This is a genomic window from Olsenella sp. An293, from assembly GCF_002159495.1.
Lineage (GTDB): Bacteria > Actinomycetota > Coriobacteriia > Coriobacteriales > Atopobiaceae > Thermophilibacter.
Map to the genome: position 1 here is coordinate 1 of NZ_NFIT01000007.1, position 16531 is coordinate 16531.

Genomic DNA, 16531 nt, shown 5'->3' on the forward strand with positions numbered 1-16531 from the left:
GGCCGCCTGCTCGCGGGTGAGCTCCCCGGCGGGCGCGAAGGACCCGTCGCCGTTGCCGTTGAAGATCCCCTCCGCCAGCGACCAGGCCACGGGCCCGGTGTACCACTCGCCGGCGGGCACGTCGGCCGGCAGCGCGGACTCGTCGACCTCGAGCGCGGGCTTGCCCGCGGCGTTCCAGAGCACCGCCGCGGCCTCGGAGCGCGTCACGAAGCGGTCGGGCCCGAAGGTCCCGTCTCCGTAGCCGGTCATGACGCCGCCCGAGATCGCCCAGTCCACGGCCGCGTGGTACCACTGGGACTGGTCCACGTCCGGGTAGGGCTCGCTCGGGCAGAGCGCGCCGCCGTCGCAGGCGAAGGTCACCCTCACGGTGACGTCACCGCCCGGCATCTCGAACGTCCAGGTGCCGTTGTCGTTGGGCGTGACCTCGACCTCGTTGCCCTTCTCGTCCACGACCGTCACGGACGAGACCTGCTTGCCGGCATCCGGCGTCGCCGTCACGGTGACCTCGGAGTCCTCGGGCGCGCGGTCCTTGTCGACCTGCGCGGAGCCGCCCGCGGTCTGCTCGACCTCGATGGCGTGGGAGGGCTTGGTCTGGCCGCCGGACGAGCCGCCGCCACCCGGCTTGGGGCCGGTGATGGATGCGGTGGCGGTTGCGTTGGCAGTGAGGCTGTCCTCCTCAAAGGTGTAGTTCTTCGAGAACGGGCCGTCCTCGCGCAGCGTCACCGTCACGGTGACCCGCTTGTTCTCTCCCGAGTCAGAGTCCAAGAAGGACGCGGTGGCCGTGTAGTCCTCGCCCAGCGTCAGGCTCTCGCCCTCCACCAGGCCGTCGAAGGTCACGGACACGACCTCGGCCGTGGTGGTGCCGTCGTTGGCCTTGTTCTTGACGGTCACGTCGTCGATGGTGATGGGTCGCTTAGAGATGGTGCCGGTTGCCGTGGAGAAGAACGTCGACGTCGGGCTTTTTTCGTCGCCGACGATCTCGTAGTTCCAGGCGGCGGAGTTCAGGTAGGCAAAGTATCCGTCGTAATTGCCTCCACTGACTTCTTCTTCAAACTTCTCAAGGACCTTCTCGGCAGTCCTCGGGACCGTCCAACTAAACGTACCGGTAATTGCCTGCTTGCCGGCATTGGGTGATTCATAGTTGAGGCCTGTAAGTGTGTAGTCATCGTTTTTGAGCTTCAGGTCGTCGAGCTGATCATCGAACACAGGCGTGACATCATCGGTGGGAAGCGTTGTCGTGCCGTCGTAAACCTTGTCGGCACCCATAATGGACGTCACGGTGACGGGGTGCCGCGTCACGGCATTCATCTGGTCGCCGTTCTCATCCAGACACGGGACCTTGAACACGCCGTCGGTATCTTCGCGGACGCGGCTGAAGTCAAAGCCCTCGTCGTCGTCCGGCCACTGCTGGATGGTCCCGCTCACGATATAGATGCCAAGCTCAGCAGCTTTATATGGATAGTTTGGAATCGCCCCATTCATAGGATCGGCAAGCGAGACGTCGGTCAACGTAAAGCCGGCATCAACCGGAATCCTCACGCGATCGCTCTGGCCGGAGGCCTTGAAGAACAGGGCTTCCACCTCGATGGTGTCCGTCCCGTCGTAGTGGCGCGGCGTCACCTGCGCCCCCTCCAGTTTAGTTAACGTGCTCGCGACGATGCCGGGGTTTGCCGTGGCCTTCACGCCACCCTCGGGTAAGTTGACTCCCACGACGTCCTTCAGCGAGGTAATCTTAAGGTTCTTCTCGTTCACCTCGGCGCTTTTGAACACGGCTTCGCCGTTCACGCCGGTCAGCGTCATGGAGTATCGGCCATCATCAGTCTGCTTGGTGATGGTGATTCTCTTACCCTCAAATTTATAGTCTGGGGAGCCGTCATAGGGCTTCGACGCCCAGATGGTAACCGTATAGCTGTCATCAAGCTTCAGCGGCTCGATGACGAGCTTGCCCTGCTTCTCCGCAGCCGCGTAGAGGTCCTCGGTAACCGGGTCGACGCTCTTGGGAATCGTAAAGAGCACATCATACGTACCGGGCAGCTTGGGATCCTCGTTACGGTAATTCCACTCGATCCAGTCGTCCCCCGGACCCGCCGGCTTCCACTTCTTCGTAATGGTAATGCCCGTCGTGACCGGGTCCTCCCCTCGTTTCACCGTCGCGTCATACTCTGTGTGGGCCACATCTTGGCCGTCATAGGTCAGCGTCAAGGTTTCTGCAGACACCGTGTACTGCTTGATATTGGTTTTTGGGATGATGCGCCAGACGCCGTCAACGTTTCCGGAACCCTCACTCTTCACGAAGTACGTGACGCAATTGTCCGGGAGCGGGACCCCCAGGAATCGCTGCTGGCTTTCGCTTGGGTACTCCACTATGTCAGGCTTACCGTAATCCCTGCTGTTATACTGGCTCAACACCCAGCGTCCTCCGGTGATGCTCGTCTCCTCGCCGCCGCGGGACTGCCCGTAGGTCGCAAGCTGGAGGTATTTCGCATCGCTGTCTGACTTGGCAATGTCAAACCTCCCGCCCGATACGGAGATGCCCGTGCAGGTTGCATCGGTATTCGCAGTTCCGATTACAGGAGCACCTTCCCAAATGCTGCTGCGAGGCATGTAGCCAAAATTCACCGTACCGTCACTGATGTCGATGCCATAGACGTTGCCCTCGGTCGATCCTAGGAACGGATACGCTTTGGTGCTCGACTCATAAGCACAAGTAAGCGTCACAGTTCCACTAGTAATGTTGATATTGGACACGTCACCCTTGACGCTTCCGATGCCGGGGCCACCATTTATGTTCACCGTACCTCCGGTCACGGAGATATCAGAAACGTCTCCCGTGACCGAGCCCACGCCGGGATATGCCCGGCGCAGATCACTCATAGTGACGTCAGCACCATCGAAGGAGATGTCGGTGACTATACCGTCGTAGTCGCCGATGGCGGGAGCATAGTACCCTCCGCCGATGTCATAGGCGCCGGAGACGAAGTGTATGTCCGAGCCGCGAACCCCCATGACTTTGGCCATTGTCATGGTGTCAAAGTTAACCCTCAGGCTACCCGTGCCGTTAAAGGTCAGCCTCGCCGGAGAGACGACCTCGACGACGCCAAACGTGCCCTCGATCTCCTCGTTCACCCCAGGATTGATCATGAACCGGTTTTCCTGCTCTCCAACAGGAGAGAGGGTCACATTGCCAGACTCCACGGTAACAATAGGAGACAGTGAGTTTTTATCTCTTATGAGAAGATTGCAGGAATTGAGAACTACTTTGAGATCCCGCCCGCTTCCCGGGTCAAGAACCAACCTGCCATCAACACCATCATAAAGCCCGGTTCCTGCGTCGGGCGTCGACACCGTGACGGTCTTGGTGGTTTTGAGGGTCAGAGTCTTGGTGGGTTCGTCGTACTCATAGTCCGTACCCGCGGCGAGCGCCTCGTCGGAAGAAAGAGAAAACGGCCCTATGCGGTGACTGACAGGCTCAGCGGAGGCAGCCCCCCCCCGTCAGCAAAGTTACGGCGAACGCAACCGTCGCAAAGAGCGCTGCTAACGGTCGAATCCGCACGGTACCGGCAGATACCATTGCATCCTCCTTTTCATCAACGTTCCCAGGAGCCCCCAGGATTCCTGTAGGAATGTTGAAAGTGTACTACACCCAGCCGTCGCGACTGACGATTTCCGTCAGCGTTGGCTCTCGCTCTCCCAGAGGAGCGCGAAGGGCGGCGACCACCCACACCCGCACGAGCACCGCCCTCACGCAAGCTCGCCGATAAGGCACGCCGCATAGAGGGGCACGTTTCGCACCGTCTCCGTGACGCCGAAGTTCCTGCCCGTGACACGCAGCACGTGCGGGCACCCGTACTTCTCTGCAAAGCGCGTCGCGCTCCTTGACCTGACGTGCGTTCCGCTCTTCACCTCGATCGGGACCACGCCGTCACGCAGCCGCACCACAAACTCAACCTCGTAGGTCGACTGCATCCCCCAGTAATACGGCTTGAGACCCGCCGCCACGAGCTGCTGCATGACATAGTTCTCCGCCATGCCGCCGCGAAAGCGCGCGCTGCGGTTGCCCGTGTCGCTCAGGTCCGCGGGAGTGGCGTCGTACGCGCTGGCAAGGAGCCCCGTGTCCGCAACGTACAGCTTGAACGAGGACTCGTTCTCAAAGGACTTGAACGGCGAGACGCCCTCAGAAACCTGCGTGCACTTGCTCACGATCCCCGACGCCACGAGCCAGTCGACCGCACTTCCGTAGCGCTCCGCCTTGGCCCCGCTGGCAACGTGGCGCCAGACGAACTTTGTCGACCCGCTCTCCTTGGCCAGCTGGGCGGGAATGCTCTCCCAGCAAGCGGAGATTTTCGCAGCGTCAACTGCGGTCGCGTACTTCACCATGTCCGCCACGTACGCGGTGCGTATGTCGCGCTGCACTCCGGCGGCATCCGCGACGCGACGGGTCCGCGCAAACCTCGCCACCGCCTCGGGCATGCCTCCAACCAGCAGATAGTCCCGGTAGAGATCCATGAACCGCTCGTGAAGCGCAAAGGGGGCGCCGTTCGCGAACGAGTCCCTCAGCAAAGAGAAGCCGCGCCCCTCGTCAAGCGCCCAGCAAAACTCCTCGAAGTCCATGGGGTGCATGTCCAGCATGTCAACGTAGCCAACGGGAAACGACCCCTCGCACGCCACATGAACTCCCAGCAAGCTCCCCGCTGCCACCACGTCATACTCGGGGGCGTCGGCGCGAAAGAACTTCAGGGCGGTGATGGCGTTGTCACAGTCTTGAATCTTGTCGAGGAAGAGCAGGGTGGACTCCGGATCGATGTCACGCCGGAGCAGGGCCTCGAGCGCACGAATGATGACGCGCGGCTCCAAGCTACCCGCAAACGCCGCCTTTGCCTGCGGCTGGCGATAGAAGTCCACGTGCACGATCGACTTGTACGAGCGATCGCCAAAGGCCAGAACCGACGTGGTCTTTCCCACCTGACGCGGCCCCATAAGGATCAGGGGCTTGCGATCTGCGCGCAGCTTCCAGGCATCGAGTGCGCTATCGATCTTGCGTCTCATGATTGCCCCCTCTCTTGGTTCGCTACAGTATAGGAGATTTTTTCTAGAAATAGTCTCCATGATTGGACACTTTTTCTAGAAAAAATGTCCGAGACGGGCGTGTCGACGCTGCGAGCAGATGCACTCGTCGCGTAGGACGGGCGGGGCGGGGGCAACGGCCAGGGCAACCTTGCTCCTCAGCAGACCTGCTCCCGCGCCGAGGCAGCCACGTTCCTGCAGCGCATGGACGAGGCCCGCCTTCTGTAGCGGCGACAAGGCCCCACGCCCTGAAGCTGGCTTGAACTTCGGGGGCGGCCGTCTGCGATCATGTGCGGACGGCCGCCCCCTTGTTGTTGGGCTTTGAATCCCTGGGGGTACGTCGGACCTTAGGGGCCTTTTCACCCCTATCTCCACCCATGTGGGCGGGACGCGTATCAAACATGAAAAAAGGCCAGAGACCAAAACGGCCTCTGACCTGTGCGTTTGGCTGGAGCCAGCTACCAGACTCGAACTGGTGACCCCCGCTTTACGAGAGCGGTGCTCTACCAACTGAGCTAAGCTGGCGTGTCAGCGAATAACAACTATACGAGAACCGCTGCCACTGCGCAAGCACGTTTTTCTTGCCCGCCCCGCCCGCGCGGCGCACCCGCGCCCGCTACAGCAGCCGAAGCACGCCGCGCACGAGCGCCTCGAAGTCCTCAGCGTGCTTCTCGGCCTCGGCGAGCACCGTCTCGTGGCTGACCGCCGGCGCGCCGGACTCGTTGGCCGCCAGCGTGAGCCCCAGCACGTTCATGCCCAGCGCCCGCGCCATGACGACCTCGCACACCGTGGACATGCCCACGTAGGACACCCCGAGCGTCCGCAGCGCCGCCACCTCGGCCGGAGTCTCGAAGCACGGGCCCAGCACGCCCGCGTAGACGCCCTCCTCCACGGCGATGCCCAGGTCGTCGGCCACGCCGCGCGCGATGGTGCGCAGGTAGGGCGAGTAGGCGTCGTTCATGTCCACAAACGGGCTCTCCACGTCGCGCAGACCCTCCCACTCGGCGAGGGGGTTGCGCCCCGTGAGGTTGATCTGGTCCGTAAGGATGCCCAGACCCGTGTGCGCCTGGCCCGGCACCGCGCCCGTGGCGCACGCAAAGACGACGTCGCGGCAGCCCAGGTGGTGCGCGTGGCGCACGAGCGCCGTGACCTCGGCGGCGGAGTAGCCCTGGTAGAGATGGATGCGCCCGGGATAGACCACCACCGGTACGCCGTCGATCGAGCCCACGGTGGCCTCGAAGCTGTGCCCCGCCACCGGGCGCGCGTCCTGCGGAAATCCCTCGATGTCACGGTAGTCGATGCGGCGGACCGGCCTCACGAGCGAGCCCAGGTGCCCCAGGCCGCTTCCCAGCACGATGGCGACGGGATGCTCCACGCTCGGCTTGCACGACTTCACGGTATCCTCGGTGACCACGCAGATCCCCTCCTCCTCGAGCCTGCGGGCAAAGACGCCCTGGCCCGGAACGAGCCTTCCAGAGTAGGTTCCATCGTAGACCAGACCCACCCCGCACGAGGGGCTCTTTGCCTTGAGGACGGCCAAACGGACCGGCGAGCGTCTCACCGCGTCGAGGCACCGCCGCGCCCCGAGGTCAAACTCCGCGGTCACGTCCCGCCCGTCGGCGAGAAGGACGCGCCCCCCGAGCTGCTCCGCCGGCGGCCGCGGCACGGGAAGCCCGCTCGCGGTCTCGGGGCACACGCGGACGACGTCGACCTTCTCGGCAAGCTCGAGCACCTCGGAAACGGGCTTGGAGCCCCCGTCGTAGCGGACGGGGGCTCCCAGCAGGCAGGCGCTTATCGCGACGCGCATCAGGAGGTCGCCAGGGAGCCGAGCTGGATGGTCGCGCCCGCGAGGAGGTTCCTCGTGTAGTCGCTCCACTCGTTGCTCATCTGGGTGTAGGCGTCCTGGTAGGCGCTGTAGGCCACGTTGTAGGCGGCCTCGGCGGCGGCGTAGGTCGCGGAGTCGTTGGTGATCTCGTAGGTCGAGAGCGTGGCGTAGAAGTCGCCGTCGGTGCGGGCCCAGGTGCCGGCCTCGGAGTCCCACTCGTCGCCGAGAAGGGCGATGATGTAGCTCGCGTAGTCGGCCGTGGGCGTGTCCTCGGCGCCGTCGGCGGGGGCCGTGGGCTCGGTGGGCTGCTCGGGGAGCGTGGTCTCGCACACGGAAGCGCGCAGCTTCTCGATGACGACGGACTGGGCGAAGGTGTCGCGCACGGCCTGCTCGTCCATGCCGTAGTAGCTGGCGATGCTGGCGAGGTCGGAGGTGCCCATCGTCTTCTCGCTGTAGTCGGAGATCTCCTCGTCGCTTGCCGTGAGGCCGCGGGCCTCGGCGTCGTCCAGGATGATCCGGTTCTGCGCGTACACGAGCACGTTGGTGGCGGCGGGCACGTTGTAGGTGCCGTCCTCGTTGACGGCGGTGTCCACCGAGGAGCCGCCGAAGGTCAGCACGTCGCGCGCCGTCACGTTGGTGCGCACGCCGTTGTAGGTGTAGGTGGCGATGGTGCTGTCGAGCTCGTCGGCAGAGAGCGTCGTGCGGCCGTCGAGCGCGACGGAGCCGCCGCCCGCGCCGCCGAGCAGGAAGAAGCCGGCGAGCACGCCCACGACGAGCGCGCAGACGCAGATGGCGACCCACACGGGCGTGGAGGGGCCGCGGTGCGCGGGGGCGTCGGCGTCGGCGGCGTCGGCGGCGTCGGCCTCGGCGGGGGCGTCGGCGTCGGCGGCGTCGGCGGGGGCGTCGGCGGGCTCCGCGGCAGCGGCGCCCGGGGCGGGCGGCGCGCCGGAGCCCTTCTCGGTCTCGGCAGCCTCGGGCTCGACGTCCTTCTCAGCCTTGGCCTCCACGTCCTTCTCCTCCACCGAGTCCGCGTCCTTCTCGGCCACGTCCTCGATCTTGTCCTCGTCTGCCATGGGTCTCCCCTCACGCTCGGCGCTCCGCGGCGGGCGCGCCCATCTTGCTTTCAGGCCTTGATTCTACGGCGCGGCACGGCGACGGGGAGCAACCTCCCCCGCCCCTGCACAAACCTATGAGAGAGCTTGAAGGATCTCTGCCGAGAAGGACTTGATGTAGCCCGTGCCGTTCTCGGCGTCAAACTTCACGCGAGCCGCCAGGGAGCAACGCGTCTGCTCGGAGGCAGCGCCCTGCGCGAGGCCCAACAGCGCCGTGAGCATGTCGCGGTACTCGGCGTCGCCGTGGTAGCACTGGATCGCCTCGTCGAGCAGCGGCCAGACCTCGTCGGAGCGCTCGGGCGAGCTCGCGCCGAGGCGGCACAAAAACTCGAAGGCCGCCAGGCGCACCGTGGCCGAGCCGTCGTCGAACAGCGACGCCTCGGCGCCCTCGAAGGCGCCCGCCACGCGCTCGGCGTCGGTCTGCGCGACGGCCCCGAGGGCGTCGAGGACCTCCCAGCGCGTCTGCGCCTCCGGGCGGAAGAGCGCGTCGATGAGGTCGTCGGCAAAGGGCGCCACCACGTCGGGGTTGCTGCGCGCGGCCTGGGCGATCGCGTGGGCAACCTCCTGGCGGCGGCGACGGCTCGAGCCGGAGAGCTCCTCGACCAGGCCCGAGATGTCCGGGGTTTCGATATCCGCCATGTTTTTCCTCCCTACTCGCAGAACCCGTCGACCACGGCCGTGCCGCTCTTGGGGTCCTGGTGAATCTCAATGAATCCGAGCTTGGACGCCTCGCGCAGAAGCGCCGTGAAAGAACGGTAGCCGTACGAGGCCTCCGAGAACTGCGGGCGCTTGCGCTTCATCGTGTCCTTGAGGCGCGAGGCGAGGATGAAGCTGTCGCTCTCGCGCTGCAGCGCGTCGATGGTCTCGAAGAGCAGCTGGTAGCAGTCCTGCTTCTCGCGCGGCACCTTGCCGGAGAAGTCCGGGATGCCCGCGCCGCGGGTGATGTCCTCGTAGAAGATGAACTCGTCGCAGACCTCCGCGAGCAGGCTGCTCGTGGCCTCCTTCATGCCCACGCCGATGACCGTCTTGCCAAACTCCTTGAGCTTGGAGACGAGCGGCGAGAAGTCCGAGTCGCCGGAGAGGATGGCAAAGGTGTCGATGTGGTCCTTCGTGAGGCAAATCTCCATCGCGTCCACGGCAAGGCGGATGTCGGCGGAGTTCTTGCCGGTGTAGGCGCGGTCCGGGATCTCGATGAGCTCGATGCCCAGCTCGTGCAGGGGCGTGACGGCGTCGGAGAAGCGCTGCCAGTCGCAGTAGGCGCGCTTGGCGGTGATGCGGCCCTTGTCGACGAGTCGCTCGAGGATGAGCTTGACGTCGGGGAGCGGGCCGGGCTCCTGGTGCCCGCGGCGGTTGCGCTTGCCCGTGCCGAGGGCGAGGTTCTCAAAGTCGATGAGCACCGCGATGGAGCTCTGCGGGCTCTGGGGGATGTCGGTTCCGTTCATGAAGCGGGTGGTTCTCCTTGTCTTGCGCGGCGCTGATCGGCCGGCGCCGAGGATGTCGACGCCGGCCGGCTACCGTAACATACACAGTTCCGTTGCGTATTCTATATCCGCAGGTATTTTTTTGGCAAAACCGGAGCTGTGCATGTTAGCGAGGCGCGCCTGGCCCTCGTGCCCCGTGGCTAGTGCTCGTGATCGTGGTCGTGGCAGTGGCACTCGTGGCCGTCGCCGTGGCCGTGCCCATGACCGCCGCAGCACTCGTGGTCCTCGCCGTGGTCGTGGCCGCAGCAGCACTCGTGGTCGTGCTCGTCGTCCTCGCCCTGGTCGAGCAGGGACCAGTCGAGGCCGGCCGCCACGCACGCGGCCTCCTCCTGGTAGAGCAGCGTGAGGGCCTGCGTGCCCATGCGCGAGCCGCCGATCTGGCAGAGCATGTCAAAGAGGGTGAACGCCGTCTCGGCGCCCGGCAGCGTGATGTCGAGGTCCTCGGAGCGCTGCAGCGCCAGGCCAATATCCTTGCGCAGGTGCTCGGCGAGAAATCCCGGCTTGTAGTCGCCCGCGAGGGACTTGGGCGCCAGGGTGCGCGACGCGCCGGAGCCGCCCGTGCCGCTCGCCATGACCTCGAGCACGCGCTCGGCGTCGATGCCGGACTGCTCGGCGAGGGCCAGCGCGTCGGCGTAGCCCACCATACAGGAGGCCAGCGAGACCTGGTTGCAGAGCTTGGCGGTCTGGCCGCCGCCGGGCTGGTCGAAGTAGAAGATCTTGGACGAGAAGGACTCGAGCACCGGGAGCACGGGCGCCGCCGCGGCCTCGGTGATGCCGGCGATGAGGGTGAGGGTACCGTCGATCGCGCCCTGCTCGCCGCCCGTCACCGGGCAGTCGAAGGCGTGCTTGTCCTCGACCTCCGCGGCGTCGTGGATGTCGCGCGCGAGCTGCGGGGAGCTCGTGGTGAGGTCGATGAGCCAGGCGCCCTTCCTGGCGGCGCGGATGAGGCCGTCGGTCGTGAGGTAGACGTCCTCGACGTCGCTCGGGTAGCCCACCATGGTGAAGACCACGTCCGCGTCCGCGGCGGCCTCGGCGGGGCTGCCCGCCCACGTCGCCCCGCGGGCGAGAAGCTCCTCGGCCTTCTCGCGCGTGCGGTTGTAGACGGTGAGCTCGTAGCCGGCGTCCATGATGTGGCCCGCGATGCGCGCGCCCATGATGCCGGTCCCGATGAAGGCGATCTTCTTGATCTGCAAGGTGGTTCCTTTCCACAGGCAGGGTGATGAGGAGGGACGGTCCCTCCTCATCACCCCGTTGTCAGACAGTTGCTACTTCTCGCCCTTGACGCGGCGGGCGATGCGGTCGGTGAACGAGAGGCTCTCGCGACGGTCCTTGCCCCAGAAGAGCAGGGCCACCATACCCGGGCCCACGTGCGCGCCGATGACCGGCCCCACGGAGCTGTAGATGATGGGGACGTCGGCGCAGCCCGGCTCCTTGCGGACCTGCTCGGCAAGCCACATGGCGTCCTTCTCGGCGTCCGCGGAGACGATGGCCATGGGGAGCTTCTCATCGCCGCCCTCGGCGCCGAGGTAGTTGGCCTTGAAGTCGGCCAGGATCGCGCGCAGGGCCTTCTTGCGGCCGCGGCACATGCCGCGCAGCGTGAGGGCGCCGTTGGTGTCGTAGGAGAGCTCGGGCTTGATGTCGAGCTTGCCGCCCACGGTGGCCGCGGCCGGCGGGATGCGCCCGCCGCGCGCGAGGGCGTCGAAGGAGTCCAGCGTGAAGTAGCCGTGGACGTAGTAGCGCGCCTCCTCGACCCAGGCCACGAGCTCCTTGGCGGAGAGCCCCTTGGCCGCCTGGTTCACGGCCTCGAGGGCCAAAAGCTCCGCCGCGGCCGACGGGCAGAGGTTGTCCACCACGTAGATCTCAAAGCCCGGGTGGCTCTCGCGGACCATCTCGGCAGCCTGGCGCGCGGCGTCCACGCTCGAGGAGAGGCCGCGGGTGAAGGCCAGGTACACCGTCGGGGTGCCCTCCTCGGCCGCGCGCTCGAAGTGCTCGAGGTAGTGGCCCGGTGTCACGGCGGCGGTGGTAGCCGTCTCGCCGGCGCGCATGCGGTCGTAGAACTCCTTGGGGGTCATGGAATTCCAGAGGTCGTCCGCGTGCTCCTCGCCGCCCATGACGTAGGTGAAGTTCACCACATCCACGCCGAGCGCCTCGGCCACGCCGGGGGCGAAGTCGGCGCAGGAGTCCACGATGATCCTCACGTTGGACGCGCGGTGATACGCGCGGCCCAGGCGCGCAGCCTCCTGCGACGCCTGGGCGTTGGTCTCTGACGCGAGCCCCTGCTCGGAGGCCGCGTCCTCGATTGCGGTGGTGCTGGTATCGCTACTGCTCATTCTCTTCCTCGATCTTGGGCTTGATGATGCCGTATCCGCCGTTCTTGCGGTGGTAGATGACGTTGACCAGGCCGGTGGTGGCGTTGGTGAAGACGTAGAAGTCGTGGCCGATGAGGTCGGTCTGGACGAGCGCCTCCTCCTCCGTCATGGGGAACAGGTCGATGTACTTCTCGCGCACGAGCTGGTCGTCCTCGGTCTCGTCCGGGCCGGGCTCGATGAGGGTGGCGAGGTCCTCCTGGGTGACGGTGCCGGCCTTGGCGGCGGCGACGCGCTGACGGCGGTCGATGACGCGCGTCTTGTACTTGCGGAGCTGACGGGTGACCTTGTCGGCGGCGTCATCGATGGCGGCGAACATGTCGTCGGAGCTCGCGACCACGCGGACGACGTTGTCACGGACAAAGACCGTGACCTCGCAGGTCTTGCGCTCGGGGTTGGAGGGGTTCTTATCGACGCGCAGAACGACATCGCAGGTCATGGGCTTGATATCGAACACCTTGAGCGCGTTGCCGACCTTCTCCTCGACGTGTGCACGAAGAGAGTCGGAGACTCCCACCTTGCGGCCCGAGATCTTGATGTCAACCATGCGAACCTCCTAACGATTGCCATGGGCGGGCGCGACACGGGCGCGGCCGCTCCTACGACAATAGATACCCAAATGCGAGCGGCCCATTCCCCCCTCTCGCGGCCACCAACTGCCTGAGCGGCATGGTCTGTTCGGCGTGCGTTCGCAAAGGCGGGCGAGAAGAACGCGCGCTCGCTGCCGCGCCGGGAGCGCGGGGCCGGACGCCGGGCTCGGCGTCAGTCGAACGCGTAGGCGGAGCCGATGTAGGTGCCGTCAGAGTCGTCGGTCCCGGCGTCGGTGCCGTCCGCGCCGGCGTCGTCGGCGGAGTAGCCGTTGCCGGAGACGCCGTCTTCGCCCTCGTCACCGTTTTGGGCGTCGGCGTTGCCGCTGTTCTCGTCGCCCTCGTCCACCGGCTCCTCCTGCGGCTCCGGCAGGCCGGTCACCACCGTGGCCTCGGTGAGGGCCGGGAACTCCCCCACCCAGCGGGACTTGGCGATGTCGGCGACGCCGTTGGTCTGGATCGCGTCGAGCGCGGCCTGGACGTTGGCCTGCAGGGACGTGGCGTCGGTCGAGACGGCCACGCCCACGGGAACGGGCGTGTCGATGGTGCCGGCGAAGGAGATGCCCTCGTGCGTGCAGGCGAGGTAGGCGCCGGCGTAGGCGTCGCACACCACGTAGTCGACCGAGCCGGCCGCGAGCGCGTCGAAGGCCTCGTTGAGGTTGGAGAAGGTCTCCTCGAAGTTGCCGAGCCCCAGCTTGGCGAGGGAGGCCTGCGAGACGGAGCTCTCCTGGACGCCCACCGTCTTGCCGGAGAACTCCGTGGCGGCGATCGGAGTCGCGACCGTGTCGCCGGCGGCGAAGACGCCGAGCGCGCTCTGGGCGTAGGAGCCCACGACGGTGCAGTCGCCCTGGGTGGCGTCGACGCTCATGACGACGTCGCAGGAGGCGAGGCCCGCCGCCACGTTGGTGACGGAGACGAACTCGACGTGGGCGAGCCCCAGCTCGTCCGCGAGGGCGTACGCGGTGTCGACGTCGATGCCCATCGTGGAGCCGTCCGAGCCGGTCATGACGAGCGGCGCTGTGCCCGTGGACCGTACGCCGACGGTCAGGGTGCCGGGGGTGACGAGGTCCTCGTCGCTCACGGCGGGCACCAGCTCGGCGCGGCGGGCGGCGCGGGCCTGCTCGACGGTGACCGGGTCGGTCACGTCCTTGATGATGCTCTGGACGACGCTCCCGACGCCCGAGGGGATCTCCGAGATCCCCGAGCAGCCGGCGAGCAGCGTGACGCTGAGGGCCGCGGCGGCGACCCCGAGGATGCTATGAAAGCGCGAGCGCGGCATGGCAACTCCCGTCTACGATTGCGGTCGTGCGCCTCTCCCAGCTGACCTGGTCTTTGCCCCCACACCCGCGCACCGGGGACGTCGCTTCCGGCGCCGCGGCGCCTCCACTCTTGCCCCTCTCGCCCGCGAGGCCGTATGCCTCTTAGGTATGACGGGCGGTGCGACTTACCTCTAGGACGAGCCATGATCGTCAGGACGCGCACGCCCTGACTTACGTGGATCCCTTTGTCCTCGTCTGACATGGACTTGGGCTCCGGACGCGCCGGGGCCCGCAACCACAGACCTGGTCGAGACGTCTGCTCAGTATACCCCGTCCGCGAGGCGCTTCGGGGAGGGGGCGGGTGTGTTAAAGCAAGTTTCATCATGTTGCCGGGCGCGGGTCGCGGGCGGGCGCGGGGAGCGGGCGCGGGCGGCCCTCAGGCACCGGGCTCACCACACGCGGGCGAGGACGCAGGCGGTGACCGACGCCGCGCCCCGGGCGAGAAGGGCGCGCGAGGCCTCGGCAATCGACGCGCCGGTGGTGGCGACGTCGTCGAGCAGAAGCAGCCGCGCGCCCGAGACGTCCCCGCGGACGTACATGGTGCCCTCGAGGTTTTCCGCGCGTTCTTCTCGGCCAAGGATGCGCTGGTCACGGGCTTGCGGTCGCACGAGCACGTCGGCGAGCCCCAGGCCGGAGAAGCCGCAGAGCTCGCGGGCGACCAGCGCCATGTGGTCGAAGCCGCGGCGCGCGAAGGCGGCGGACGTGGCGGGCACGAAGCAGACGCCGTCCACCTCGTCGGGCGAGAAGCGCGGGCGCCCGTCCGGCGCGGGCCAGGCGGACGCCTCCTCGAGCGCCGTGAGCAGGGCAGCCGCCATCACCGGCGCGAGCCGCAGCTCATGTCCGTCCTTGAGGCAGGTGACCATGCGCGCCGGCGTGCCATGGAAGCCAAACGCGGCGACCGTGGCGCGCACGGGCCAGGTTCCGTCGCACTCCGTGCAGGTGAGGTACCCGTACGGTGCACCGCACGAGGGGCACGCCAGGCGCTGCTCGATCCACGGCAGTGCGGCGCGACATCGGTCGCAGATGAGCTCGCCAGGCTGGTCGCAGCCCACACAGCGCGTGGGCCACAGGGCCTCCGCGAGTCCCTCCCCCATCCTTGTGGCAAGACGCCCGATGCGCATGCGACCCCCTTCCGTCTGCGGATGGGGGTCGCCTCGGTGGCGGTAGTGTAGCACGCGAGGGACGCGGGGCGTGCGCAGGTCCTGTGCTTAAGGTTTGCGGCCCGTCGCACTTCTCGGCCTGGGCTCCGTCCCCGTTTTTGTCGCGCCCGCCACGTCCTTCTCGTCCCGGTCGCTTTGGGCCGAGCCGTTACCTACTTCAAAACCAGTGGGTAACCGCCCTCAAGAGGGGCTCTTTTCCGTTTTTGGGCCAGTTACCCACTGGTTTTGAAGTAGGTAATCCTTCCGCCTCCGGTCAAGGGTCGATGACCCCTTCACGCGGCGGCGCGCCTGGCGTACGCTGGCATCAACGTCGACCGGAGGAGCCGTCATGCGCACCATCATCTGCGACCTCACGCGCGCGCAGCTCGAGGCCACGGGCGCGCGCTTCGACGCGGCCGTCACGCGGGAGGACCTCGCCGCCGCGCACGACTGCGCGGGCTGCTTCGGGTGCTGGGTGCGCACGCCGGGCGTCTGCGTCATCCGCGACTCCCTGGGCGACCTCGGCGTTCTTATCGCCCGGACCAAAGAGCTCTGGATCTTCTCCCAAAACGCCTTTGGCGGGTTCTCCCCGCTCGTCAAGCGCGCGCTCGACCGCTCCATCGGCTACCTGCACCCCAACTTCCGCATGGCAAACGCCCAGATGCACCATCGCCTGCGCTACCCCGACCACGAGCTGACGATCAGCTGCTGGCTCTACGGCCCCTCCACGGAGGCGGAGCGCGCGTGCTTTGGCCGCATCGCCTCCGCAAACGCCCTCAACCTGGGAGCGCGCCTCGCGGGCATCTGGTTTCCCGCAGACGAGCTGGGCGCAGGCGCCGAGAAGAACGCGCCCGCCGTGCCCGCGGCGGCCACCCAGCCGCACGCGCCCGCCCTCCCCCGCCGCGTGGCGCTGGTGAACGGCAGCCCGCGCGGGGCCCGGTCGGCGACCGCGCAGCTGCTCGGGGACTTTGCGGAGGCGCTGCCGGTCTACGCACGGATGGCCGGCGTGGGGCGTCCCGAGCTCGTGCGCGCGACGCGCGCGGAGCTGCTCGAAGGCTGCGACGTGGTGCTCATTGGCTATCCGCTCTACGTGGACGCGCTGCCGGGAGGACTCGTGGAGCTCCTCGAGCGCTCCCGGGGCGTCATCTCCCCGGGGACTCGCGTCTACGCCCTGGCCAACATGGGGTTTTACGAGGCCGAGCAGATCGTTCCGTCCTTCTCGGTCATCGAGAACTTCTGCGCGGGATCGGGCGCGCGGTGGATGGGCGGCGTCGCGGTGGGCGCGGGCGGTATGCTGGGGGCCATCGCCAAATCCCCGCGCATGGGGATGCTGCGTCGCGGCGTCTCCGAGGCGATCGACCGGCTCATCATGGCGGTCCTCGCCGGATCGGACGCGGGCGAGGGCCTGGCGCGTCCGGGGGTCCCGCGCTGGGCGTACCGGCTGGCGGCCGAGGCGCAGTGGAGACGCCTCGCGCGCGAGCACGGCGCCGACCTCGACGCCCGCCCCGCCGACGCGACCTGATCCCACACCTCTTTGGGGAACGTGCGGGATCCGGACGGTCCGGGCCCAAAAACCGTCCGGGCGCCGCACCTGCTTCAGCCACGTGCGGGATCCGGACGGTCCGGGCCCAAAAACCG

The 16531-nt window shown here is 67.0% G+C and carries 12 protein-coding genes and 1 tRNA gene; 1 reads left to right on the forward strand and 12 read right to left on the reverse strand.

The window, feature by feature from the left end; genetic code table 11:
* The 12 genes from B5F85_RS05710 to B5F85_RS05765 all read right to left on the reverse strand — a co-directional run.
* Nucleotides 1–3345 (reverse strand): S-layer homology domain-containing protein (locus B5F85_RS05710; RefSeq protein ID WP_143786139.1); only part of this gene is annotated, 3345 nt, incomplete at its 3' end.
* Between the two features lie 396 nt (nt 3346–3741).
* Complete coding sequence (locus tag B5F85_RS05715) at nt 3742–5046, reverse strand: AAA family ATPase (protein ID WP_158094560.1); 1305 nt, start codon at nt 5044–5046, stop codon at nt 3742–3744.
* Nucleotides 5047–5513: 467 nt separating this feature from the next.
* A tRNA-Thr gene (locus B5F85_RS05720) sits at nt 5514–5589 on the reverse strand.
* A gap of 91 nt (nt 5590–5680) precedes the next feature.
* Nucleotides 5681–6871, reverse strand: coding sequence for a purine-nucleoside phosphorylase (locus B5F85_RS05725; protein WP_087315276.1), 1191 nt, complete (start codon nt 6869–6871; stop codon nt 5681–5683).
* Nucleotides 6871–7962 carry a hypothetical protein gene (locus tag B5F85_RS05730; protein WP_087315278.1) on the reverse strand — a complete coding sequence of 364 codons (1092 nt, stop codon included), beginning with the start codon at nt 7960–7962 and terminating at the stop codon, nt 6871–6873. The genes B5F85_RS05725 and B5F85_RS05730 overlap by 1 nt, the downstream gene beginning before the upstream one ends.
* Nucleotides 7963–8076: 114 nt before the next feature.
* Nucleotides 8077–8640 carry a hypothetical protein gene (locus B5F85_RS05735; protein ID WP_087315279.1) on the reverse strand — a complete coding sequence of 188 codons (564 nt, stop codon included), beginning with the start codon at nt 8638–8640 and terminating at the stop codon, nt 8077–8079.
* A gap of 11 nt (nt 8641–8651) precedes the next feature.
* Nucleotides 8652–9443, reverse strand: a complete 792-nt coding sequence (locus tag B5F85_RS05740) for an NYN domain-containing protein (RefSeq protein ID WP_087315281.1) — start codon at nt 9441–9443, stop codon at nt 8652–8654.
* Between the two features lie 179 nt (nt 9444–9622).
* Nucleotides 9623–10726 carry an NAD(P)-dependent oxidoreductase gene (locus B5F85_RS05745; protein ID WP_087315283.1) on the reverse strand — a complete coding sequence of 368 codons (1104 nt, stop codon included), beginning with the start codon at nt 10724–10726 and terminating at the stop codon, nt 9623–9625.
* A gap of 21 nt (nt 10727–10747) precedes the next feature.
* Nucleotides 10748–11812, reverse strand: coding sequence for a DegV family protein (locus B5F85_RS05750; protein WP_087315285.1), 1065 nt, complete (start codon nt 11810–11812; stop codon nt 10748–10750).
* Nucleotides 11802–12395, reverse strand: a complete 594-nt coding sequence (gene raiA / locus B5F85_RS05755) for a ribosome-associated translation inhibitor RaiA (RefSeq protein ID WP_087315287.1) — start codon at nt 12393–12395, stop codon at nt 11802–11804. Before raiA ends, B5F85_RS05750 begins: the two co-directional genes overlap by 11 nt.
* 215 nt (nt 12396–12610) lie before the next feature.
* Nucleotides 12611–13714, reverse strand: a complete 1104-nt coding sequence (locus tag B5F85_RS05760; protein WP_087315289.1) for a transporter substrate-binding domain-containing protein — start codon at nt 13712–13714, stop codon at nt 12611–12613.
* A 429-nt stretch (nt 13715–14143) separates the two neighbouring features.
* A complete protein-coding gene (locus tag B5F85_RS05765) occupies nt 14144–14875 on the reverse strand; it encodes a double zinc ribbon domain-containing protein (protein ID WP_087315290.1) in 732 nt (243 codons plus the stop codon).
* Nucleotides 14876–15242: 367 nt separating this feature from the next.
* Between B5F85_RS05765 and B5F85_RS05770 the strand changes: the two genes are divergently transcribed.
* On the forward strand, nt 15243–16415 hold the full coding sequence (locus B5F85_RS05770; RefSeq protein ID WP_087315292.1) for a hypothetical protein: 1173 nt from the start codon (nt 15243–15245) through the stop codon (nt 16413–16415).
* The last annotated feature ends 116 nt before the right edge of the window (nt 16416–16531 follow it).